The organism is Gracilibacillus sp. Marseille-QA3620 (genome assembly GCF_054950035.1).
The window spans coordinates 2,285,708-2,309,294 of the sequence record NZ_CM143102.1; the positions used below are offsets into that span (position 1 = coordinate 2,285,708).

Sequence of the window (23,587 nt, forward strand, 5' to 3'; positions counted from 1 at the left end):
GTAGTTTCCTCTTTGGAAATAGAGGTATATCTAGTACTGTAACATCAAAACTTCGAAATGATTGAAAGGAGAAATGGACAATGGCAGATAACAAAATGTCCCGAGAAGAAGCCGGACGCAAAGGCGGAGAAACAACCGCCAAAAAACATGATAAGGAATTCTACCAAGAGATTGGGAAAAAGGGCGGAGAAGCCACTTCTGACAATCATGATAAGGAATTCTACCGCGAAATAGGCAAAAAAGGCGGAGAAGCACGCAATAACGACTAATCTTTAAACAAGCTAACTACTATTAAACGATAAAATCAATTGAAAAGGAGCGATTAACATGGCAGACGATAAAATGAGCAGAGAAGAAGCTGGACGTAAAGGTGGAGAAGCCACTTCAAAAAAACATGACAAGGAATTCTATCAAGAAATCGGTCAAAAAGGCGGAGAAGCTACTTCTGACAACCATGACAAAGAATTCTACCAAGAAATCGGCCAAAAAGGCGGAGAAGCTACTTCCGACAACCATGACAAAGAATTCTACCAAGAAATCGGTCAAAAAGGCGGAGAAGCTACTTCCGACAATCATGATAAAGAATTCTATCAAGAGATTGGAAAAAAAAGGCGGAGAAGCTACTTCTGACAATCATGATAAGGAATTCTACCGTGAAATCGGAAAAAAAGGCGGAGAAGCACGCGATAACGATTAATTCGGATATCCCTTCAACTCCTATCCTCTATGGATAGGAGTTTTTTATTTCTATATACACTTTTCTTGCGAATACTCTGTAAATAATAACTATTACTTATACAATTACACTTGTATTTTTTTATAATAGAATCTAATATATAATAGTAAATTTACACATATAAGGAGTTATGGTAATGCGTTCAAAAATATTAAAGTCTTTCTTGGCCCTTATCCTTTTGATCAGCTTCATTCCATTTTCAGCACCGGTTGAAGCGGCATCAAACCTAAAGGTTCACTACATTAATGTTGGTCAAGGTGATTCCACTTTGATTCAAACGCCTAACGGCAAGAATTATCTAATTGACGGCGGGAAAAAAGGACAAGGAAAAGTGGTCACAGCCTATTTGAAGAAGCAAGGTGTCAAAAAGCTTGATGCAGTCATTGCAACCCATCCTGATGCCGACCATATCGGCGGCTTGATTACCGTTATCAAATCATTTAAGGTCAGTGCAGTCTACGCACCTAAAGTTTCACACACCTCTCAAACCTACAAAGAATTCTTAACTGCTGTGAAGGGCAAAAAACTGTCCATCAAAACAGCAAAACAAGGTGTCAAAATCGCAACGGGAACAAGTGCTGTCACATTGACTTTCCTTGCCCCAGTGAAAACTTACAGTAAAACAGACTTAAACAATTGGAGTGCTGTCCTCCTGTTAAAACATAACCAGAAGAAATTCTTGTTCATGGGGGATGCCGAAACAAAAGCAGAGAATGACATGATCAGCAAAAAACTCCTCTCAAAAGTCGATGTATTGAAGGTCGGCCACCATGGAGCGAAAAATACAACAAGCACGAACTTCCTTAAGAAGGTTAGTCCAAAATATGCTGTGATCAGTGTCGGCAAAAACGGTTATGGCCATCCAACAAGCGATGTCTTAAACCGATTGAAAGCACGTAAAATCACCGTTTATCGTACAGATAAAAGCAAAAATATCATCTTCACCTCAACAGGTAAAAAACTTACGGTCAAAACAGTGAAATAATAAAACAAGAGTCCCTCATTTGCAGGGACTCTTTTATTATAAAAACCTGTTACTTATCTATCATGATTCTTCTATTCGGCTGGGAATATTCGTGGCACCTTGGTGGTTTTCATAAAATGTATCCCACTCTCGGCCTTCGAGCCGATAATACCAATCCATTCGATCAAAATAGACTAACAAGCTTTGGTCGATAATGGTTTGGAGATTTTCATATTGAGAAGGGAGTTCAACATCTAGCCGTTTGCACAACAAATCTTGCATTTTTTTAATTGAAGCAATTAATTCCTCATCAATCTCAAGTTCCACCATTTTCTTCTTGCTGTCCATATAATCACACCCTTCTACTTGGTATTATACTAAATCCCTTTTTCTCCATTAAAGAAGCTTCAGAGAAACACCACCATTTTCCAAGCTGATAGAATACAATAAAAAACGCCGATACTCCCATATCCATCGCTATGGATATCGTTCGATCAGCGTTTCTGCATTTACGTCCCAGAGAGGATTCGAACCTCCGACCTACAGTTTAGGAAACTGTTGCTCTATCCTGCTGAGCTACTGGGACAGTTATGTATGACACTTAATTATTATAAAAGGATTGGCGAAATTGGTCAAGTCAAGATTTTTCCATGTGTGCTGCATTTGATAGAGCCCTCTAATAAACCCCTGTTATGCGACTGTTCGCCAACTTACTTAAATCAGAAGGACTCTCTTGCTATAATAGCCTTCAGTATATAAAGAAGCTGCCACAATCATGACAGCCTCCTCCCTTTACCTCTATTGCTTATCTCATCTGCAGCTGCTCCTGCACGATATCCCTCAGCTTCAGCTTTAAGAACTTTCCGACTGAGGTCTTCGGAATCTCATCTAAGAACAAGATTTCATCTGGAAGCCACCATTTTGCAAATTGAGGAGCGATGAATTCTTTGATTTCTTCGGCTGTGACTTTGCCTTTATATTCAGGCTTTAATACGACACATCCGATGGGCCGTTCCTGCCATTGGACATGCGGCACAGCTACAACACTTGCTTCAAAGACTGCTTCATGCGCCATGAGCGCATTCTCCAAGTCAACGGAGGATATCCATTCTCCACCGCTTTTAATGAGATCCTTCGTGCGGTCAACCAATTTGACATTCCCTTCTTCATCAATGGTCGCGATATCCCCTGTCAGCAGCCATCCATCCTTGAAAGCATCATTTGTCCGTTCGTCTTTATAATAAGAATCTGTAATCCAATTTCCCCTTAGCATTAATTCGCCCATATCACGGCCATTCCATTCCACTTCTCCCTCTGAGCCGACGATTTTCATTTCCAGCCCAGGTACAATTAATCCTTGCTTAGCGCGAATGTCGAGAATTTCGTCTTCAGAGAGATCGGTTTGATAGCTTTTTAGATTGGACAACAGAACGAGCGGCGTAGTTTCCGTCATTCCATATAGATGCCTGAAAGGAATCTTATACGTATATTCATAGGTTTGGATTAAGGATCTTGGAGCGGCCGACCCTCCACATAGGATGGTGACTAATGAGCTTGTATCATATTTGCCTGTTTCAAGCTCTTGTAATAGTCCAAGCCAGATTGTCGGCACACCAGCTGTTTTGGTTACTCGGTATTCGTCGATGAATTCAGCAATTAGTGTTGAGTTAAATTGCGGCCCTGGAAGCACTTGTGTCGCGCCAAACCAAGTAGCTGCAAAAGGAAGACCCCAGGCATTGACATGAAACATAGGAACAACAGGCATAATGACATCCCTCTCGGAGACGCCCACTGTATCAGCAAGCCCGAGGGCAAAGCTATGGAGGACAAGACCTCTATGGCTGTATTCCACTCCTTTTGGATTTCCTGTCGTGGCAGATGTATAGCACATCCCTGCCGTTTCGTTTTCATCGATGTCTTTGGCGAAAGGCGTTTTTGGATTGCCCGTTTTCAATAACTCTTCATATGAATATAGCGGTGAAAAGCTGACCTCTGGCAAGGATTGCTCATCTGTCATCATGATAAAGGCTTTGACAGACGTCAGTTCATGCGCTATCTCTGATACGACTGGCAATAGATCCTCATCAAAGAGCAGCACATCATCCTCGGCATGATTGATAATATAGGAAATATGCTCCTTTGAGAGACGGATATTAATTGTATGGTTGATGGCGCCTATCCCTGGAGCCGCAAAATACGCTTCCAAATGCCGATGATGATTCCATGCAAGCGTTCCAACTCTCCCGCCCCTTTGGACGCCCAAATCAATCAATGCTCCGGCCAGTCTTCTTGTTCTCTCGCCAATTTCCTTATAGGTTAATCGTTGAACCCTCGAATGCGTTCGTGAGATGACTTCTTTCTTAGGGAAAAATTGTTCAGCCCTCTCCAGTAAAGATTGGACAGTCAATGGTACGTTCATCATAATCAGTTACCCCTTTATCAAAGTTTTTTTTGCGGTGCAAAAGTTTCTAAAGGTGACTGTTCATCTGTGCAAAAGAGTCTTCTTTATAGCCCTAAATTTTTCGCAATAATGGTTTTCATAATTTCATTGGTACCGGCATAGATGCTTGCGACGGGTGTATCACGGAATCGTCTGGCAATCTTGTATTCCTCCATATAGCCGTAGCCTCCGAATAACTGCATGCACTCAGCCGAGATGCGCTTGGCCATGTCTGTCAATTTCCATTTGGCCATTGATACCTTTGTAACGACATCCTCACCTGCCATATGACTGGCAATCAGCTGGTCGAGGAAGGTACGTCCCATTTCAATCTCGGTAGCCATTTCAGCCAGCTTGAATTTCGTGTTCTGAAAGTCACCGATTGCTTTTCCGAACGCTCGTCTGGATTTGACATAATCCATGGTCATGGCAAACATATCTTCTGCTGCCACTTGGGCTGCGATTGCCACGACAAGGCGCTCCTGCTGAAGCTTATCCATCATGTACAGGAAGCCGCTCCCCTCTTGGCCAAGCAGATTTTCCTTTGGCACGATACAATCCTCAAATATCAATTCCGCCGTGTCCTGACAGTGAAGCCCCACCTTGTTCAGCTTTCGGCCTCTTGAGAAGCCAGGCATGCCGCGTTCAATGACAAGCAGGCTGATTCCTTTATGCTTTGGCGTCGCATGCACATCCGTTTTACAAGCAATGATAATTAAATCTGCTTGGATGCCATTTGTGATGAAGGTTTTTTGTCCATTGACCAAATAATGGTCCCCGCGGTCCTCGGCCGTCGTGGCAATGGAGGCGAGATCGGAGCCGGCGCCTGGCTCTGTCATCGCAATCGCGCTAATCGATTCCCCGCTGGCACATTTTGGCAGCCAATGCTTCTTCTGTTCGTGTGTTCCATAGGCCGTTATGTATGGTACGACAATATCGTTATGCAGTGAGATTCCAACTGTACCTGAACCAACCCTTTCCAGCTCTTCATTGATAATGACCGAAATCCCCCAGTCCACGCCAAGTCCGCCATATTCCTCCGGCAGGTCTGGACATAGATAACCAGATTGACCAAGCTTATCCCAGAAAGTACGCGGGATGATTCGGTCCTCCTCCCACTTCTCATAGAAAGGATACGCTTCTTTTTCAAGGAATTTTCGGAAAGCCTTGCGGAAGATCACATGCTCCTCCTGTATGTACGGATGTTTCATCTGTCACACTCCCCTAAGTATGTAAACGCTTTATTTTTATAGTATACGTATATATTAATCTTTTAGGGTGATAAAGTTCAAGAATATTCTGTAAAAAATTAGCATAAACTTCTATTTAATGTAAGTGTTTATTTCCTTCGATTGTGATCCTTGAACGTCTTAAGAAGCGCACCTATAGCAACGAGGATAATTACTCCAATAACAGTCAGGACATTCATGACAAATTCCACTTCTTCCGCAACCTTTCATTCATTTTTCCAAAGAAAAAAGAGGCAGATTTCCATGCCTCTTTATCCTCATTTATCGCACGTTGGCGATGATTCCTTCATCGTCATCCAACTCAAGTTCAATGGCTGCCGCAAAGGGATCCATATTTAACTGATGTTCAATGTAAAAGCGCAGTGCTTCAATGATATTAGCCGTAATCAAGATTTGTGAGCGCCCATTAACATGTGATTCAGCGGAAAACCCATAATCATCATCATACATTAATTCGATTTCCACATTCTCGGGACTGACCTGCCTCTTAGCAGCCATATATAAGCAAAGGGAATTAATGATCTCTTGTTCCGATAGCTTTAGCGGTCCCATGGCCCATTAACCTCTTTTCGCGGACGGTTATGATTATTATTGTTATTGCGAGAGAAGAATATTCTCTTGATCAAGCCGATAATTAAGATAATCACCAATACATTGACCAATAAGCCTAACACCGAGCCCATCATGCCCATATTCGCCAGCAAGCTTCCGAAGAGCAAACCTGCAACTCCGCCTAGCAGCATGCTTTTTGCAAAGCTTCCTTTGTTGAAGGAATTTGTTTTTGTTGTTTTTGCATTGCTTGTTGTAGATTTCTTCTGGTTAAAAATGCTAGAATTATTTGTATTTGAACCTGAATTTGAGTTGAAGGATTTTTTACCTGAGCGGTAAGATTTTGCACTGACCTCGTGTGAAGTGTTAACGAATGTGCTCTCCGCAATCGGAGCAAACACAAATGTCAGCAGCATAAAGGATGCTAATATTTTTGTTGCTAAACTCTTTTTACGCAAAATAATTCCCCCTGTAATGGTTTGAAATAGGTGATTCTTTTCCTGTTACTATACTATGTACGATTGATTCCTGCAAAGGTTTCAATAAAATAGCAAATTTGTATTCTATTTTTTCATCCAATAATTCCTAAGAGGAGGCTGCTCCTATGTATACATCCATGGAGACCATTGCCCTTACAATCACTCTCTTGACGATTATGATCGTCTATTTTGTTAACCAGAAAAATCCTTTTCGTGTTTTCTCCATTCTTCTCCATCGAAAGCAGGTGGTTTGGCATCTTGGCCTCCTTGCTTTGATTCTGTTCATCAATAAGCTTGAACTGCGGTATGAAAGTACATTCACCAATCAGCCGGATTACGCCGCCCTGTTTTATACCTATGAAGCTTCCATTCTAGCAAACATTCAGGATGCCCTGCGCCATCCTCTTTTAACAGAGATAACGACCTTTTTCTATATCATTATGTTCGTCACCTTGATTGCCGTCTCTCTTGTTTCCTACCTCCTCAAGGAGGATTTGAAATTGTTTTATACATTTATTTATGCGATTGGGCTGAATTATATCATTGCCATCCCCTTTTATTTATTTTTCCCTGTAAATGAAGCATGGTATATTCATCCGCAAATTGACTTTTTAATTCCTTCCGTCTATACGGAATTCGAATCGCAATATCGTAATATTTCCGGACTGAATAATTGTTTTCCAAGCCTGCATAACTCTATTTCGCTGACATTATTGCTCCTCAGTTCGCGCTCATCAAGCAGAGTCTTTAAGTCGCTGTTTTATGTCAGCGTGCCAATCATCATGTTTTCGACGATCTATCTCGGTATTCACTGGCTGAGTGATATGGCAGCAGGCATCGCGCTTGCCGTGACTGCGGTGTGGGCTGCTTCCCTTATAACAGAAAGGTATACTCTGCTAGAGGCTAGGAAGATAGCCCTTTTGAATAGTGTCCAGTCCCCTCTTGAATAAGTATGCTATCTTTTATGAAGCAGGCGGGTTTGGGCAGCAATCTGATGAGAACCATACTCCTGCCCTTCAGCCAGCCACCATCGGATGATGCCCATCATAGAGGCAGCATAAATATGGCTTGATACTTGGTTAGGGCGCATGCTTTTCTGTTTCCGCGCCCTCCTTGGATGTATGCGGACATGATTTTACTGCCCATCTACCTGCAGACAGGACGAGGCTTTACTGCATTTGAAAGAGGACTGCTCCTTCTTCCTGGGGCTGTCATCAATGCCTTCCTTTCTCCGGTGACGGGCAAGCTCTATGACCGTTTTGGAGCCAAACCACTCTTTATTACTGGCCTTTTATTCGTACTGCCAGCGATGTGGGCCGTGACCGATTTGGCCTCTACTCCATCATTTTTATTCTTGACGATACGGACAATCATCCTTCGCATCGGCTTAAGCTTTATTACGATGCCGCTCAATACAGCTGGATTGAATGCCCTGCCGAAGGAGCTGACCAACCATGGCTCGGCTGTTAATAATACTGTCCGCCAAATAGCCGGTGCCATCGGAACAGCTGTCGTCATGACGATATTCACTGCCCAGGCAGCCGTCCATACCATAAAGCTAAGCCCAAGTGAACTACAGGCATCTCCAACCCTGCCATCCATGTTTGGAGCAAGTGATGCCTATTATTTCATGATGATTATTGCTCTCATTGCCCTCGTACTTACACTGTTTTTACCGCAAAAAAAGAAAGCCGTTCAAACAGCTGCTGAAACAAGAAACATGTAAAAGAACAAGAGGAGATAAGACCGCAAAATCAGTCTCATCTCCTCTTGTTTTTATATTCGTTAGATTCCTTTCGCCTTACCTCCATCAATTAAGTAAACTTGCCCAGTCACATAAGAGTTAACGGATGAGAGCAGGAACACTGCATAATTGGCGAATTCCTCCGGTTTCCCATACCGCCCAAGCGGAATTTGGTTTTCAGCATGTTGTTTCACCTCATCAACGGTGATGCCTTTCTTATCTGCCGTCACTTGATCGAGGTAATCGATTCGATCAGTGGCAATCACCCCTGGTGCAATCGTATTAATAAGGATATCTCGTTCAGCAAATTCAGCTGCAAGCGTCTTCGTTAAGCCGACGATTCCTAAACGGAAGGTGTTTGAAAGAAGCAGCCCTTGAATTGGCTCTTTTACTGAAATCGAGGCCATATTCAGGATTCTTCCACCGTTCTTCATATGGGGAAGAACGGCACGAATCATACGTATGTAACTGAGCAGGTTCAATTCAAATCCCTTCTGCCAATCTTCATCAGATAAATCCATAAATCCTCCGGCTGGCGGACCTCCAGCATTATTAAGAAGAATATCAATTGTTCCAAGCTTGTCAGCAGTATCTTTGACGAGCCTGTCAATGTCATCCGCTTGGGTAATATCCGCTTCATGCCAGTAGTAGTTTCCGGCTGGATTTACCTTTTTCAGCTCCTCCACAACGGTCTTCAATTTATCAGCGCTCCGGCTTGTCACCATGACATTAGCCCCTTCTTCAGCCAGCTTGATGGCGATAGCTTTTCCCAGCCCTTGACTTGAAGCCACAACCAATGCATTCTTTCCTTTTAACCCTAGCTCCATTCTTTCTCCCTCCATTCGTATTCCTACTCCTATCATGGCATCTCAACGATTTAATTGTCAAAATATTAATTTTATGGGTATAGAAGGAGTATGGACCATTAACAGTATCCATACTAAAGCAATGGAATCATGGGGAGGAATGACAACGTATGAGAACGAATGAATGGGATTGCATCATCATCGGCGGCGGTATCGCAGGATTGCAGGCCGCAATCCAAATGGGAAGAAGCCAGCATACATGCCTAGTGATTGATTCAAAGGAGGAAGGCCGTTCTTCCCTTTGCAAAGACTATCGTAATATACTCGGCTGGCCTGACGGAATCAGCGGAGAGGATTTGCGGGCACTTGGCCGAGAGCATGCCCAAAATACAGGGATTGAATTTCTAAAGGACCATGTTACAACATTAAAGGATGTGAATGGCCGCTTCCATGTCAAGACGACAGAGCATGAATTCACCGCCCGCACTTTGCTGCTTGCTACAGGGATAACAGACCGAATTCCTCCTATTCCTAATCTGAAGGAATGCTTAGGAATGACCATCTATATTTGCACTGATTGTGATGGGTATGAGGTCATTGATACACCGACCCTTGTTATGGGCTCTGGTGAAGCTGGGGCAAATTTTGCTCTCTCTCTTCTCTATTGGACAAATCAGATTACGTATATTAATCACGAAAAGAACGATATCCCAGAGGACTTGCTAATGAGGCTCAAGGAAAGCGGGATTTATTATATAGAGGAGAAAATTGAAGCCGTAAAGAAAGAGGGTGATTCCGACTTCAAGGGAGTGTTCCTTGCCAATGGTGAGCTAATCGAAGGGGAGCGTGCCTTTGTTTCCTTCGGCGGCAATGATGTTCACACAGCTTTAGCGGATCAGCTTGGGATTGACGTAATGAACAACCGGCATATACATGTGAATCCGAGGACAAAGGAAACAAGCATTAAAAATGTTTGGGCAGCAGGAGATATCGTTGCTCATTCTGAGCAGGCAACTATCGCAATGGGAGAGGCCACTCAGGCTGCCATCTGGATTCATAAGCGTTTAATGAAGCTGTTAAAAGAAGAATAAGAAAAAGGGGCTGTCCCATAAGTCCCTAATAAACGAAACAGGTGGAGAAAACTGAATGGTTTTCTCCACCTGTTTTTGGTTGTGTGTAAGATTTTCCTGAAAGTAGCCCGGCTACTTTCAGAAAGTTATGGGCCATCGCCACGATTCCGAATTCCGTTTGGACCTTCGGGAGACTCCGGAGCGAAAAGCGCCGGAACGACCGATTGCCCTTGATATGACCGAACACACTTTCGACCTCTACTTTACGACGGCCATAAATTTGTGCGTTCGGTTCAGACCAAAGGCTTGTCTTTGCTTTTGCTTTCAGTTCTTCATAGACGGGATTGTAGTGAACTTGGCGGTTGCCTTCCGCCTTCGTGCATTGTGCCTTTAGCGGGCAACCCGTACAATCCTCGCATTCATAGATTTTCAGGTCACGCGTGAATCCATTCTTATCCGTCCGGGTGGAATAACGTTTGAAGAGCACCCTTCGATTGTTCGGGCAGATGTATTCGTCCTTGTGTTCATCATACTCCCAGTTTCGCACATTCCGGATGTCGTTTTTGTACGATCGTGTTTGCTCGGTCAGGTAGGTATTGTACGGAATTAACGCCTCGAATGGCTCTTCAAGGGTATACAGGTAGTTTTCCTCGCTTCCATATCCGGCATCCGCGATGACCTTCTTTGGCAACGGAATCGAGGAGTTCTTCAACGCTTCAAGGTGAGGCTTGAAACACCGGGTATCGGTTGGTCTTTGATGGATAGTGTAGAACAGGATGAATTGGTTTTCCGTCGCCATCTGGACATTGTAGCCAGGCTTGAGCTGGCCGTTCTTCATGTGATCCTCTTTCATGCGCATAAAGGTCGCATCCGTGTCTGTCTTGGAGTAACTGTTCCGGTCCCCAAACAAGGCATTTTGGTCTCGATACTTCTTCAAGCGAGGACGCAAGTCTTCCCGAACATCCTTCAAGAGCTTCTTGATGGGACGGAGGGCTCTTCTTTTCTCTTTTCGTGCTTGGCTGTTGTCTTCCCGTTCCAATTCCTCCATTTCACACGCGACCTTCTCCGCCAGTGTTTCTTCCAGAAGGTCAAGCTTTTCCTCAGGGGTTGGCTCCTCGGATCTTTCTTCATGGGTCAATTCTCTATTTTCCTCCAGGGTGATGGCTTGGATGTGCTGATAGGTTTCATCGATTTTTTCCTGGAGCTTGGCCTCGAACTTCGTTGTCGCCTTCTTCCAGACAAATGAATACTTGTTCGCGTTGGCTTCAATCTTGGTCCCATCAAGGAAGTAGGTATCCATTGAAATGAGCTTACGCTCCATCAACTGGTGAATCATGCTTTCAAACAGGGATGGAAGCAGTTTCCCCATCTGTTGGGTACGGAAGCGATTGACGGTTCGATAATCCGGTTTCTGTAGGGCAGCGAGCCACATGGCAGGGAGGTTTTCTTCCACCATACGCGCAATGTTTCGGCAGGAATAGACTTTCTGGGAGTACGCGTACAAGACCACTTTGGTCATCATTTTCGGGTGATAGGAGCTGCGGCCGCCTCCTTGATAGTGTTGGAGAAAGAGGGAATCATCCAATTCTTCGATCATCTCGTCAATGACGCGGGAGACGTGGTTTTCTGGAATCAAGTCTTGGATATCAAAAATCATGGTGGCTTGACGATTGTCATAAGGGATGAAACTTGGTTTGAGATTCTTATTCGATGAATGGGGAGTTTCTTCTTGAAGAGAGAGTGGAAGTTCAACTTGTTCAGTGGTATAATCAGTGTACATAAAAACCGCCCTTTCGATATGGTGTTTGTTGGTAACTTCATTTTATCGAAAAAGGCGGTTTTTTTGTATTCTTTTGCCATTTATTTTCAGAAAATGTCTAGTTAAGCGGAAGCTAGAATTGTTCGGACCGTTGATTGGAGTGGAAGGTGGCTGACTCCTGCGGGATTAGCGGACAGGGGAGACCCCGCAGACGCTGAAAGCGTTGAGGAGGCTCCCCGACCGCCCCGCGGAAAGTAGCCACCTGGAACGGAAATCAACCTCTACGTTTAACGGGGCCTGAAAAATGCGAAAGAAGGGGCTGCCCCTGAAAGTCAATCCTCATTGACTTATGGGACAGCCCCCTTTCTAAAAATCAGCTGAACGTGTAGCGTGTGACTGCTTTATACGTATCATCCTTCTTCAACACAACAGATGGGAAATGAGGCTTGTTAATCGCATCCGGGTATCCTTGCGTTTCAAGGCAAATGGCCATATGATTATGCGGTTTGACCCCTCTAATGGAATATTCACCATCATATTGATTACAGGTATAAATGACAACAGCAGGCTGGTCGGTTTCCACTACAAGCTTGCGTCCGCTTACTGGGTCTTCGAGCACAATCTCTTCCTCAAAATGGCTATCCAGACAGAACGGATGGTCATAACCCCCGCCTGCGATATCATTTTGTTTATAGCCGGATGCCACCCCTTGGGAAACCTCAGCTTCTTCCGTGAAATCAAATGAGGTCCCCTCAACAGGCACAATCTGCCCAGTAGGAATAAGATCCTCTCCAAGTTCCAAAAATGAGCTGCTTTTCAGCTTTAGCTTGTGATTTAGAATGTCTTTCGTTAAGTCCCCGCTCAAATTGAAATAAGAATGATTCGTTAGATTGATGATGGTATCTTGATCAGAATAGGCCTTATAAGAGATTTCTAGACTGCCGTCTTCATCTAGCAAATATGTTGTTGTTACATGAAGATTACCTGGGAAGCCCTCCTCCCCGTCATGGCTTATATATGTAAATTCAACCCCTGCTGCTGTTCCCTTCTCAACCAATTCATAATTCCATACAACTTTATCGAATCCTTTTAAACCGCCATGCAGACTGTTGCTGGATTGATTCTTCGCCAATTGATAGGTTTCCCCATCAAGCGTAAAGCGTCCCCCTGCTATTCTTCCAGCTATTCTTCCAACAATGGCACCGAAATATGGGGAGTGCTTGACATAATCCTCAAGGGTATCAAAGCCAAGAACAATATTACCCATGTTTCCATTTCGATCGGGGACGATCAAATCCGTAATAATGCATCCATAATTGATGCACTTCATCGTCGTTCCTTTATCAGTAGTAAAGGAAAACTGAATAACCTCTTGATCATCCATTCTGCCAAAGCTCGTTTCTCTGATTTCCATAGCATCCCTCTCCTTTTCACAGATTTCTGCAATGTTTATGTATACTAATATACTATCAAAAAACTCTGTAAAGCGCTTTATTTTCCAGAAAGTATATTCAGGACATAGAAATAACAAAGCCTTGTTAGGCTTTGTTATTTATCTCATCATTTAATATGGTCCTCTAATATAATCCTTTACGGATCCTTCATAGAAATTTTGCAGCCTCTTGAGCTCGTCCTCATTAAATGATTTCGTCTCGAGCGCTGACAGGTTCTGCTCCACCTGTCTCACATTCTTAAAGCCTGGAATGGCACATGTAACGGCTTCTTGGTCTAGAATCCAGCGAAGGGCTGCAGAGGCCATCGATTCCCTGCCATCAGCAATCCAAGAGAGCTGCTCCGAAAGCTCTACACCCTTTTGAAATTCAAGTCCGGCAAACGTTTCACCGACATTGAATTGCTCTCCATTTGCATTAAACTGACGGTGATCCTCTTTAGCAAAATGTGTATCCGCTGTGAATTTACCTGTCAACAGACCGCTTGCCAGCGGTACACGAGCAAGGATTCCGACACCTTGTTCCTTCGCTTTTGGGAACAATTCCTCCAGCGGCTTTTGTCTGAACAAATTGAAAATCACCTGCAAGGCAGCGACATTCGGATTCGTCAGGCAGAATAACCCTTCCTCAACCGTTTCAACACTGACTCCGTAATGACGGATTTTTCCTTCCGCCTGAAGCTTATCCAACACCTCAAAAACATTTGTGTGTTTAAGGATTTCAAGCGGCGGACAATGAATTTGATAGAGGTCGATTCTCTCCCGCCCTAACCGCTTCAAGCTCGCTTCACAATATTGGCGAACGGAATCTTCAGAATAGGTTAATGGATCATGAATATCCCCGGCCCGGCAGAATTTAGTCGCAATATAGATTTCATCCTCTTTTCCCTTTGTCGCCTTACACAAGAGCTCCTCGCTTCGACCAGCTCCATACACATCCGCTGTATCGAAGAAATTCACTCCCAGCTCCATCGCACGGGCAAGGGCAGATAAGGCATCCTCATCATTCGACCGCCCCCAGTCTCCGCCTATCCCCCATGTGCCAAAGCTGATTTCGCTTACCTTCATTTCACTTTTACCAAGCTGTCGATAATTCATGAATGCACTCCTCCCTCAAGGAATTAATCTAGCTTAGATGTTTTGTTCTTGTTATAGACATCAAAGCCTACTGCAAGCAATAATACAATACCCTTAATGGTTTGCTGATAATCCGTACCTAAACCAATTAAGGACATCCCATTATTCAAAACACCCATAACAAGTCCGCCGACAACTGCTCCAATAATGGTTCCAATCCCCCCATAGGCAGATGCACCGCCAATGAACACAGCCGCAATGGCATCAAGCTCAAATGAGTTCCCCGCTCCAGGTGTTGCCGCGTTCAAGCGGGCTGCAAAGATCAAGCCGGATAATGCCGCGAGCACACCCATGTTGACGAAAACCCAAAACGTCAGCTTTTGAGTCTTGATACCTGACAGTTTCGCTGCCTTCTCATTACCGCCGACCGCATACAAATGACGTCCAGATACGGTACGATTCGTAAAGAAGGAGTAAGCTACAATCAAGACGACTAAGATGACAAGAATATTCGGAATCCCTTCATAGGAAGCAAGGAAATAAGAGAATACATTTAGAACAGCTACAATGAAGACCAATTTCAAAGCAAAGAGCCATGTTGGCAGTACCTCAAAATGATAGGATTTCTGCTGATTCCGTTTTCGAACCTCTGTCCAAATCAACACGAGGGAAACAATGACTCCTACAATTAAGGTCAAAAGATCAAGTGAGGCGGTTTTGCTTAATTCAGGCAGGAAGCCTGTACTGATTTTCCGGAATTCTTCCGGGAATGGCGCAATGGATTGCCCGCCCAATACCCAAAGTGTAAGCCCGCGGAAGACAAGCATCCCGGCAAGCGTAACGATAAAGGCAGGGACTTTCAAATATGCGACCCAGAATCCTTGCCATGCACCAATTAAAGCGCCTATCAATAAGCATAAGACAATCGAAAGCCATACCGGCAAATTCATCTCTACCATGAAAATGGCTGACATCGCACCGGTAAACGCAACGACCGAACCTACTGAAAGATCAATATGTCCGAGTAAAATAACAAGAAGCATCCCAATGGCAAGCACGAGTATGTAACTGTTTTGCAGGATAAGATTCGTTATGTTAATCGGTTTCAATAAAACGCCATCCGTTAGTATTTGAAATAAGATAACAATAAAGACTAAAGCGAGTATCATGCCATATTGGCGAACATTATTTTTCATTAAGCTGCCAAGTGTTTTCATCCTTGTTCCACCCCTGTTCTGGTCATGTATTTCATAATATTCTCCTGTGACGCGTCCTTGCGTTCAAATTCAGCGGTAAAAGCCCCTTCACGCATAACGTAGATTCGGTCGCTTATACCGAGCAGCTCAGGAAGCTCTGAGGAGATGACCAATATTCCCTTTCCTTGGTCTGCAAGCTCATTAATAATGGAATAAATCTCATATTTCGCCCCGACATCAATCCCGCGCGTTGGCTCATCAAGTATGAGAATATCAGGCTCTGTAAAAATCCACTTGCTGAGAACCACCTTCTGCTGATTCCCTCCGCTCAGGTTCATCGCCTTTTGGGTAATGCTTGGTGTTTTGATATTCATCTTCTTACGGAAGCTCTCTGCCTCAATGACCTCCTGTCCATCATCAATAATGGACTTCTTTGCCACCCTGTGTAAGTTAGCGAGCGTTATATTGGTTTTGATGTCTTCTTCAAGCACAAGGCCGAACGATTTCCGGTCCTCTGTGACATAAGCAATCCCGGCATCAATAGCCTGGGTGATGTTTTTTAAGGTTAATTCCTTGCCATCCTTGAAAAGCTGCCCGCTCATCTTCGTCCCATATGCCTTACCGAAGATGCTCATCGCAAGCTCTGTCCGCCCAGCTCCCATCAAACCGGCTATTCCGACGATTTCTCCCTTGCGAATATGGAAGCTTACATCATCAACGACATTCCTGGCCGTATTCGTTACATCCTGAACAGTCCAATTCTTCACTTCAAAAATAGTCTCGCCGATGGAAGGGGTGTGCTCCGGGTAAAGATTAGTCAGGTCCCTACCGACCATTCCTTTGATGATACGTTCCTCTTTCACTTGGTCCTTTTTCATGTCCAATGTTTCAATTGTCTTTCCATCCCTTAAAATCGTGATGGAATCAGCCACTTTCGCAATCTCATTCAATTTATGCGAGATGATGATCATCGTCATGCCTTGCTTTTTAAATTCCAGCATGAGATTCAGCAGGTTTTCACTATCATCTTCATTCAATGCGGCGGTAGGCTCATCCAAAATGAGAAGCTTCACTTCCTTTGAGATAGCCTTGGCAATTTCAATCAGCTGCTGCTTTCCTACCCCAAGTTGATTCACCATCGTATCCGGCGACTCTTTTAATCCAACAATCTTCAGCAAATCAATTGTCTTTGCATACGTTTCGTTGAAATTAATGATACCCCGTTTACTTTGTTCATTCCCAAGGAAGATATTTTCTGAAATTGACAGATAGGGGATTAAAGCGAGCTCCTGGTGAATGATGACGATCCCCTTACTCTCACTGTTTTTGATGGTTTTAAACTCACATACCTCATCTTCAAAATAAATATCTCCTGAATAGCTTCCATGAGGATAAACACCGCTCAATACTTTCATTAAAGTTGATTTACCTGCACCATTTTCTCCGCAAAGTGCATGTATTTCTCCTTTTTTAATCTTCAGATTGACATCGTCAAGGGCCTTGACGCCAGGAAACGTTTTTGTGATATTTCGCATTTCCAAAATAATAGATGACAAGAAACTCACCCCAATTAGTAGGATAGATGTTACTTGTAAATGAACGTACAAGTAACATCCATCCAGAATTTTACTCGCTTATTTCACTTCATCTTCACTATAGTAACCGCTGTCCACAATGACTTCTTTATAGTTCTCTTTGTCCACGGAAACCGGGTCAATTAAGTACGTAGGAACAACTTTATTGCCATTATCATAGGATTCTGTATCATTCACTTCAGCTTCCTTATCACTTAATACTGCATCTGCCATTTCAACGGCTTTAATAGCTAGTTCCCTCGTATCCTTGAACACAGTCTGTGTTTGTTCACCTGCAATGATTGATTTTACTGAGGCAAGCTCTGCATCCTGACCTGTGATGACCGGCATTGGTTTAGAATCTGTTCCATAGCCCACACCCTTCAAGGAAGAGATGATTCCGATACTGATGCCATCATATGGAGACAAAACAGCGTCAACTAATTCACTGGAATATTTAGAGCTTAAGATATTGTCCATACGGGATTGAGCCGTTGCACCATCCCAGCGAAGAGTGGAGATTTGGTTCATTTTTGTCTGTCCGCTTTGGACCACTAATTTTCCTTCATCAATATACGGCTTTAAGATGCTCATCGCGCCGTCATAGAAGAAGTAAGCATTATTATCATCCGGTGAACCGCCGAATAATTCGATGTTGAACGGACCTTTCTCGCCATCTTCAAGACCTAATTTCTTCGTAATGTATGAGGCTTGCAGGACACCGACTTCAAAGTTATCAAATGTAACATAATAGCTGACATTATCGGTACCTTTAATCAAACGGTCATAGGAAATAACTTTTATATCCTGATCAGCTGCCTTTTGAAGCACCTCTGTCAAGGATTCCCCGTCTATTGGAGCAACAACGAGAACGTCAACGCCTTTTGTAATCATGTTTTCGATTTGAGCGACCTGGTCCTCAACGACATCTTCTCCGTATTGAAGATCAGTCTTATAGCCCTTTTCCTTGAATTCCTTCACCATGTTTTCCCCATCAAGAACCCAGCGTTCGGAGGATTTTGTCGGCATAGAGATTCCGACATATCCCTTACCGCCATCTCCTGATGAGGTGGAATCGCTTCCACAAGCCGCCAGAGCAAATACCAATGTGAGCAGCAAGAATGCAGTGATCATCTTTTTCATGAAATTAACCTCTCCTTTATCATCATTGCAGGATTCAAACGTTGTATTCTGAAAACTTACATCTTTCTAATATTTGAATCCGCTTACAAAATCTATCATACTACTTGTTAGTACAAGTTTCTACTAAAATTTAACTTAAACTAACAAATTTTTATAATAAAAATAAAAAAACCCACATATTTGCAGGTTTTTGGAATTTATATTTTTTTTGTTGACTGTCTGACAATGAGGACCGGTTCATACACATAGGATGGATTCGCGTTATCCTTTTGCTCAACCAATTGGAGGATTGTCTTTGCCGCCTGTACACCCATCTCGTACTGAGGATGTTTAATCGTTGTTAGCTTGACCTCAGAGGCCACGGCAAGATAGGAATCATCGAAACCGACAATGGAGAGGTCATTCGGCACAGAAAGACCCGCCTCCCTTATTACATCCAGTGCCGCCAAAGCAACTTCATCATTATAGAAGCATATGCCACTCGGCCGGTTCTCTCTCGCAAGAATATTCGCAAACTCCCCCTCAAGGACCTGCTCTCTTTCTGAAGTCGTATATGTAAGAAGCATATCCGAATCAATAGGAATCTTGTATTCTCGATGAGCACGGATGAAGCCCTTCATTCGCATAACACCTTGCATATCATCTGTTTTAAATAAACCGGCAATATTCGTATGCCCCTCTTTAATCAAATGCTCCGCCTGTAAATAACCTCCCAGCTCATCGTCAACGGTCAAGCTGTATGGATTAAGTTCACTATATGCCGCATTGATCATCAAATAAGGAATCCCTTTCATTTCAAGGTCAAGATAATATTTCAGATTAGGATTTGGATGATTGCTCTTCGTCGGCTCAACAATCAGTCCGGTCAAGTCCCTCTCCATCACATTCTCAAGACATTGCCGTTCTTTCTCAAAATCATTATTCGTACTATACAATAATAAGGTATAGCCCTTACTGCTCAAATAAGATTCTACCCCGTTTATAATAGACGGGAAAATATAGTTGGAAATATAGGTCGTGATCAGGGCAATTGCCTTATCAGCTCCGGAGGAAGATTGTGATATGGAGCGGTCAGCACAATAGGTGCCAGACCCCTGTTCCGTATAAAGCCAGCCCTCATTGACCAAATCATTAATGGCTTTTCGGACGGTGTGGCGGCTGACCTCAAATCGAATGGTCAGCTCTGACTCAGAGGGGATTTTTTGATTAGGCACGTATTTCTCTTCTAAAATAGCTTGTTTAATTTTCTCTTTAACTTGCTCGTATTTTTTCATCCAAAGTTACACCCTCCTGTCTATCTCTCCCTTTAATATAGCATAGTTGTTAGTACATGTTGTCAAATTATATCAATAAAAAGGAAAATTCGGACGTATTTTATCATAGTATTGGCGATATTCCTAATGATTCTATATTATCTTGTCATATCTCTTTGTAGCATTCACTAGTCGAATATAAAGTGATGAAGCCATTAAGGAGTAGGTCTATTGTTTTTAAATGTCAGGCTCTGATAATCTTAATCCTATTGATTTACGTTGCAGGTGATTGTGCCTCTAGGTGCGAGCGGGAACCCTCCTTGAGTGCTTTGGTGCATGCCAGTCCACTAATCTAAGCCAGAATTCAAACGGCTGAAAGGTTGACGAGCGGCATTCTATATAGCAACATTCATTTTTACAGAGCCACATGATAAAAAGCCACATCCATTTGGAAGCAGCCTGCTCGTATTTTTCATGGTAAGTTCCTTCTGTTCAAAAAGCAAAATCCTTATTCAAATCCTCTACCTCTGTCAAAATAAACTCCTTAGATATTTGTAATTTTTCTTTTGTCTTCGTTAATTCTAATTCATCTATAGGTCCTGTAACATTCCCATTCTCAAGTTGGATAATCCAATAATGGTCATTCTGTTCGTCTGGTATTTCATCACCGTTCTGGCTTTTAGGATTATGAATCAAAGGGACTTGTTTAGCGATAATAAAGTTATCATCCCACCCTACCTCCGTAACCTTAGCGGGTATTATCGGGGAATCCCAATTGCCCTGACTAATTTTAGCAGCAATCGTTACTTGATGCCCTGAGGTTCTAATAACGGAATAGTTACTTGGCAAATCAATTTCATAATCAGATGCTCCCGGACATCCAGTTAGGAATAGGCTGCTTATCATGACTGTAAATAATAAAATTCTGAATCTTATTCTAGACATATATCCTCCAATACCATACATATTATACCAAATATCCTTGTAGAGAGAATCTAACAGATATCTGCATAACAAAAAATAAACTACAGTCATTAATCATTAATCAGGGTAGACTGACCTCGTTCGATATCCTATAGACTTTTAACAAATCCAATGCTTTTCTCTGAATATCCCCTGTTTCGATAAAATGTGTGTGCATGATATCTCTCTTTTCGGTTCCCGCTGTTTAGCCCAATCCCAGAAGCCCCGATCTTCCTCGCCCAGCACTCCGCCTCTTCCAATAGTTTATTCCCTACTCCTTTATTGCGATAATTTGAATCAACTACTAGTGCTGCAATACGAACATAGAAGCCTTCTCTTTCATAATAATATCCTTTAAAAAGGCCGATCATCCCTACAACTTTGTCTTCATAGGAGGCTAATAAAGTATGATAATAAGGATTTTGTTTGATTTGGCTAAACCTCTTTTTCATATTTTCAGTTGTAGTAGGATAACCTAATTGCCCCATAAGTGCAGCCAATTCCTTACTATCATTCTCTGTTGCTTCTCTAATGTCCATTTCGTATACCTCCAAATCATAAATAAAAGACCATTCAGCCGCCTCTGCAGCAGTAAAAAAGCGATTGCTCCTATTTTGCAATGGCACGGTTTATTTATATCAATTATGGATGTTTTGGCCTTTCGAAAATCAATTCATAATAAGTGCCCGCTGAAACAACAGAAGTGAAGAAATCTGGAGGGAAAATCTGAACAAATCGCCAGCCTTCTGCTGCATGGCTTTTAATGACTTCTCGATAGTCTTCCTCAGGCTTTCCTGATAATCTTTTAAATTCAATCTTTACAAACTTGTATTCGTACATTATTTTCCCCTTGTTCTTTTGAAATACTTTTATAGATCAAACTTCTTATAGCCGTCCATATTCATTTAAAAATAGTTGTAAACGTCAAGGATAGAATAGAACAAATGATCATTGAACTCAGAAGTGTTGAAAGATATTGTTTTGAGCCCCTCAGATACTTCCACTCCAATATAGCTTGGTAACCCATTAGCGTAAATAAAAATAGGATAAAATGCCATTCAATCGAAACTATTTCCCTACTAAAAATGTACACCAAGTATATACAGGCTATTATCCCTCTTCCCCATTGATCAACTTTCTTCCCATTGGTTTTGGCGATGTTTTTTCTCTTCACACCTAACAATTTATCAATTGTTTTTTCTATTAATAAAGTGACAAAAAATAGGATAATTAGAATTACCAACAGCCGCAATATATATCCACTCCATCTATGAAAGAAATAACCGTCTCCATATCATTCCTTAAGAAATCATCTCGAAAACCATTCACCTTTCTGAATGAATAACTTAAAGAACCGTATGTAAAATTTCATCAATCCATTCTTTTGGTGTTTATGCTTTAATCCCGCACATGCTATACCAACACCTTGTTTAAAAGTGATGTTAATCAAGATTATCCATTTAGAACTTGTCATTTGCTTTTATTTGCCTGCTTAGATATTAGACCTTGTTAACTCAATAACACATCCGTTGCAGATTTTCGCCTTAATGGTATAAGGTCGAACTCACTTATTTTCTTTGAATAAGGACGAAACCTATTCCTACAGGATCAACCAAGTAGGCAAGGTAGAAGTCATCAAACTCCATCTTTCTCGTACAATCATCGCACCACTGTTTTTAGCGTTAGCTATGGCCTCATCCATTGAATCAACTTCAGTTTGAATTCACATCCCGTGCGGATAATCATTTGGTCCCTTTGCGATTCCACCGTTAATCCCATGATTTTCGGCTCCTCCCTTTGTAATAACAGCCCAATAATCTCAGTGTGGCTCGCCAACTTCCCAACCGAATACTTTAGAAAAGAATTCTGCTGCTTTTTTTCAGGTTCCTGACTATTTAGTTCGAGTTTTCCCTTCAGAATAACCTTCTTCCAGTTTCATTTAATTGAATCATTCGTTTCTAATTCTACGTTTCATAGAGAATGCCTTGCAAAAGCAGAATTGTTATGCAGTTTAACGGCAATCTGGCAGCCTTCATTTAATTACGTACATGGCATCTGATTATTACCTTACCATGTTTTCTTCAATCGCTTTCAATATGGCATAGGCTCCCTTTGACCGATTTGAGCATACCACGGTTTTAATGGAACTTCTCGGATAGAACGATGAATGAAAACTAACTCCAGGATCGTAACCCATAATGTGATATTTAAAAATTCCATCATCATTTTTGTCAATCCACACACCATAACCATAGAATTGATCATCTCTTGTTTTAATATAGGGCGTAAATAACTGGCGAGTGAATTCTTCACTTAGTAATTGATCATTCATAAGGGCATCCCATAGTTTCGCCATGTCATTGACCGTTACATAAGCACCGCCATCAGCACCGCCTTTTACAGGCAAGGAGTAGATATTCGTTTTCCAGTTTCCATCCGGATAGTCAATATAGCCTAACGCTGTTTTTGATGGCAAAGCATCAAATTCAAAATAACCAGAGTCAGTCATTCCACATTTTATGAAAATATTTTCTATCATGTAATCAGCAAAATTCACTTGGGTAGTCTGTTCAATAATTAATCCAAGCAGGATGTAACCTGCATTATTATAATGAAATCTTTCACCTGGCATTGATTTCATAGGCTGATTTTGAAATAAAGGCAAAAAGTCTTTCAACGTTCTGATGTGATACATTGGATTCTTAATCCATAACTCCTCAAAATCATCCATGACTTCCTCGTCAAAGTAATCTGGGATTCCCGCTGTGTGTGTTAATAATTGATGAATGGTAATATCCTTATCAAATTCAGGGAAGGAAATAGGGAGACAATCTCTTAATCTTGTATCAAATGATAAGAACCCCTGCTCTACAAGTTGACACACTCCTATTGCCGTAAATAATTTGCAGCCTGAAGCTATTCCGAATCGTGTATCCGAACCATTCATTATTTGTTCCGAACGATTAGCATAACCACGACTTACTTTTAACGTATTTTTACCATCTTGCACCAGAATAGTTCCAGAAAAATTATGTTTATCCATAACATCAGTAAGGTAATCTTCAATAGTTACTTTCATTTCTACTCTCCTCTGCTTCTTGATGCTGTACAAAATTCGACAATTGGGACATAAA

General features: G+C 42.3%; 21 protein-coding genes, 1 tRNA gene and 4 pseudogenes. 6 read left to right on the plus strand and 20 right to left on the minus strand.

Features of this window, described 5'->3' with window-relative positions; genetic code table 11:
* Positions 1-80: 80 nt before the first annotated feature.
* From ACY8DX_RS11560 to ACY8DX_RS11570, 3 genes and pseudogenes are all read left to right on the plus strand, one after another.
* Positions 81-266 (plus strand): annotated as a pseudogene (locus ACY8DX_RS11560) (KGG domain-containing protein); the annotation flags it as partial.
* A gap of 61 nt (positions 267-327) precedes the next feature.
* Positions 328-697, plus strand: a pseudogene (gsiB, locus tag ACY8DX_RS11565) (glucose starvation-inducible protein GsiB).
* Between the two features lie 175 nt (positions 698-872).
* Entirely contained in the window at positions 873-1,721 is an 849-nt protein-coding gene (locus ACY8DX_RS11570) for a ComEC/Rec2 family competence protein (RefSeq protein ID WP_049670789.1), read from the plus strand.
* A 60-nt stretch (positions 1,722-1,781) separates the two neighbouring features.
* On the opposite strand, the gene ACY8DX_RS11575 is transcribed toward ACY8DX_RS11570, so the two are convergent.
* From ACY8DX_RS11575 to ACY8DX_RS11600, 6 genes are all read right to left on the minus strand, one after another.
* The gene (locus ACY8DX_RS11575) at positions 1,782-2,048 is read right to left on the minus strand and encodes a hypothetical protein (RefSeq protein WP_049670787.1); all 267 of its coding nucleotides are present in this window, start codon (positions 2,046-2,048) and stop codon (positions 1,782-1,784) included.
* A 164-nt stretch (positions 2,049-2,212) separates the two neighbouring features.
* Positions 2,213-2,286, minus strand: a tRNA-Arg gene (locus ACY8DX_RS11580).
* 219 nt (positions 2,287-2,505) lie between these two features.
* Positions 2,506-4,122: a long-chain fatty acid--CoA ligase gene (locus tag ACY8DX_RS11585; protein ID WP_462405184.1), complete on the minus strand. Its 1,617-nt coding sequence runs from the start codon at positions 4,120-4,122 to the stop codon at positions 2,506-2,508.
* A gap of 83 nt (positions 4,123-4,205) precedes the next feature.
* Complete coding sequence (locus ACY8DX_RS11590; RefSeq protein WP_462405185.1) at positions 4,206-5,351, minus strand: acyl-CoA dehydrogenase family protein; 1,146 nt, start codon at positions 5,349-5,351, stop codon at positions 4,206-4,208.
* 300 nt (positions 5,352-5,651) lie between these two features.
* Positions 5,652-5,942 (minus strand): YxcD family protein, encoded by a 291-nt coding sequence (locus ACY8DX_RS11595; RefSeq protein ID WP_049670784.1) that lies wholly within the window; start codon positions 5,940-5,942, stop codon positions 5,652-5,654.
* Positions 5,930-6,397 (minus strand): hypothetical protein, encoded by a 468-nt coding sequence (locus ACY8DX_RS11600; protein ID WP_197089921.1) that lies wholly within the window; start codon positions 6,395-6,397, stop codon positions 5,930-5,932. Before ACY8DX_RS11600 ends, ACY8DX_RS11595 begins: the two co-directional genes overlap by 13 nt.
* 146 nt (positions 6,398-6,543) lie before the next feature.
* On the opposite strand from ACY8DX_RS11600, the gene ACY8DX_RS11605 reads away from it, so the two are divergent.
* Positions 6,544-7,368, plus strand: a complete 825-nt coding sequence (locus tag ACY8DX_RS11605; RefSeq protein WP_462405186.1) for a phosphatase PAP2 family protein — start codon at positions 6,544-6,546, stop codon at positions 7,366-7,368.
* A 5-nt stretch (positions 7,369-7,373) separates the two neighbouring features.
* On the opposite strand, the gene ACY8DX_RS11610 is transcribed toward ACY8DX_RS11605, so the two are convergent.
* Entirely contained in the window at positions 7,374-7,508 is a 135-nt protein-coding gene (locus ACY8DX_RS11610) for a hypothetical protein (protein WP_462405187.1), read from the minus strand.
* A gap of 27 nt (positions 7,509-7,535) precedes the next feature.
* On the opposite strand from ACY8DX_RS11610, the pseudogene ACY8DX_RS11615 reads away from it, so the two are divergent.
* A pseudogene (locus ACY8DX_RS11615) lies at positions 7,536-8,144 on the plus strand (MFS transporter); the annotation flags it as partial.
* A 59-nt stretch (positions 8,145-8,203) separates the two neighbouring features.
* Here the strand turns inward: ACY8DX_RS11615 and ACY8DX_RS11620 are convergent.
* On the minus strand, positions 8,204-8,989 hold the full coding sequence (locus ACY8DX_RS11620) for an SDR family oxidoreductase (protein WP_462405188.1): 786 nt from the start codon (positions 8,987-8,989) through the stop codon (positions 8,204-8,206).
* Positions 8,990-9,138: 149 nt separating this feature from the next.
* Between ACY8DX_RS11620 and ACY8DX_RS11625 the strand changes: the two genes are divergently transcribed.
* The gene (locus ACY8DX_RS11625; protein WP_462405189.1) at positions 9,139-10,059 is read left to right on the plus strand and encodes an NAD(P)/FAD-dependent oxidoreductase; all 921 of its coding nucleotides are present in this window, start codon (positions 9,139-9,141) and stop codon (positions 10,057-10,059) included.
* Here ACY8DX_RS11625 and ACY8DX_RS11630 read toward each other — a convergent pair.
* The 12 genes and pseudogenes from ACY8DX_RS11630 to ACY8DX_RS11685 all read right to left on the minus strand — a co-directional run bounded on the left by ACY8DX_RS11630 (position 10,045) and on the right by ACY8DX_RS11685 (position 23,532).
* A pseudogene (locus tag ACY8DX_RS11630) lies at positions 10,045-11,695 on the minus strand (IS1182 family transposase). The gene ACY8DX_RS11625 and the pseudogene ACY8DX_RS11630 sit on opposite strands and share 15 nt — an antisense overlap.
* A 475-nt stretch (positions 11,696-12,170) precedes the next feature.
* The gene (locus tag ACY8DX_RS11635) at positions 12,171-13,211 is read right to left on the minus strand and encodes an aldose epimerase family protein (protein ID WP_462405190.1); all 1,041 of its coding nucleotides are present in this window, start codon (positions 13,209-13,211) and stop codon (positions 12,171-12,173) included.
* A gap of 150 nt (positions 13,212-13,361) precedes the next feature.
* Positions 13,362-14,345 (minus strand): aldo/keto reductase, encoded by a 984-nt coding sequence (locus ACY8DX_RS11640; protein WP_462405191.1) that lies wholly within the window; start codon positions 14,343-14,345, stop codon positions 13,362-13,364.
* Positions 14,346-14,368: 23 nt separating this feature from the next.
* Positions 14,369-15,541: a multiple monosaccharide ABC transporter permease gene (mmsB, locus tag ACY8DX_RS11645; RefSeq protein ID WP_049670778.1), complete on the minus strand. Its 1,173-nt coding sequence runs from the start codon at positions 15,539-15,541 to the stop codon at positions 14,369-14,371.
* Entirely contained in the window at positions 15,538-17,076 is a 1,539-nt protein-coding gene (gene mmsA, locus ACY8DX_RS11650; RefSeq protein WP_439802737.1) for a multiple monosaccharide ABC transporter ATP-binding protein, read from the minus strand. Before mmsA ends, mmsB begins: the two co-directional genes overlap by 4 nt.
* A 78-nt stretch (positions 17,077-17,154) precedes the next feature.
* A complete protein-coding gene (chvE, locus tag ACY8DX_RS11655) occupies positions 17,155-18,237 on the minus strand; it encodes a multiple monosaccharide ABC transporter substrate-binding protein (RefSeq protein ID WP_462405192.1) in 1,083 nt (360 codons plus the stop codon).
* Between the two features lie 197 nt (positions 18,238-18,434).
* The gene (locus ACY8DX_RS11660) at positions 18,435-19,511 is read right to left on the minus strand and encodes a GntR family transcriptional regulator (RefSeq protein ID WP_462405193.1); all 1,077 of its coding nucleotides are present in this window, start codon (positions 19,509-19,511) and stop codon (positions 18,435-18,437) included.
* 471 nt (positions 19,512-19,982) lie between these two features.
* A complete protein-coding gene (locus ACY8DX_RS11665) occupies positions 19,983-20,435 on the minus strand; it encodes a DUF3997 domain-containing protein (RefSeq protein ID WP_462405194.1) in 453 nt (150 codons plus the stop codon).
* Between the two features lie 128 nt (positions 20,436-20,563).
* A complete protein-coding gene (locus ACY8DX_RS11670; RefSeq protein ID WP_462405195.1) occupies positions 20,564-20,992 on the minus strand; it encodes a GNAT family N-acetyltransferase in 429 nt (142 codons plus the stop codon).
* A 103-nt stretch (positions 20,993-21,095) separates the two neighbouring features.
* Positions 21,096-21,293 carry a DUF4177 domain-containing protein gene (locus ACY8DX_RS11675; protein ID WP_049670772.1) on the minus strand — a complete coding sequence of 66 codons (198 nt, stop codon included), beginning with the start codon at positions 21,291-21,293 and terminating at the stop codon, positions 21,096-21,098.
* A gap of 61 nt (positions 21,294-21,354) precedes the next feature.
* On the minus strand, positions 21,355-21,627 hold the full coding sequence (locus ACY8DX_RS11680) for a DUF4181 domain-containing protein (RefSeq protein WP_462406933.1): 273 nt from the start codon (positions 21,625-21,627) through the stop codon (positions 21,355-21,357).
* Between the two features lie 888 nt (positions 21,628-22,515).
* The gene (locus ACY8DX_RS11685) at positions 22,516-23,532 is read right to left on the minus strand and encodes a serine hydrolase domain-containing protein (RefSeq protein ID WP_049670770.1); all 1,017 of its coding nucleotides are present in this window, start codon (positions 23,530-23,532) and stop codon (positions 22,516-22,518) included.
* Positions 23,533-23,587 lie beyond the last annotated feature (55 nt).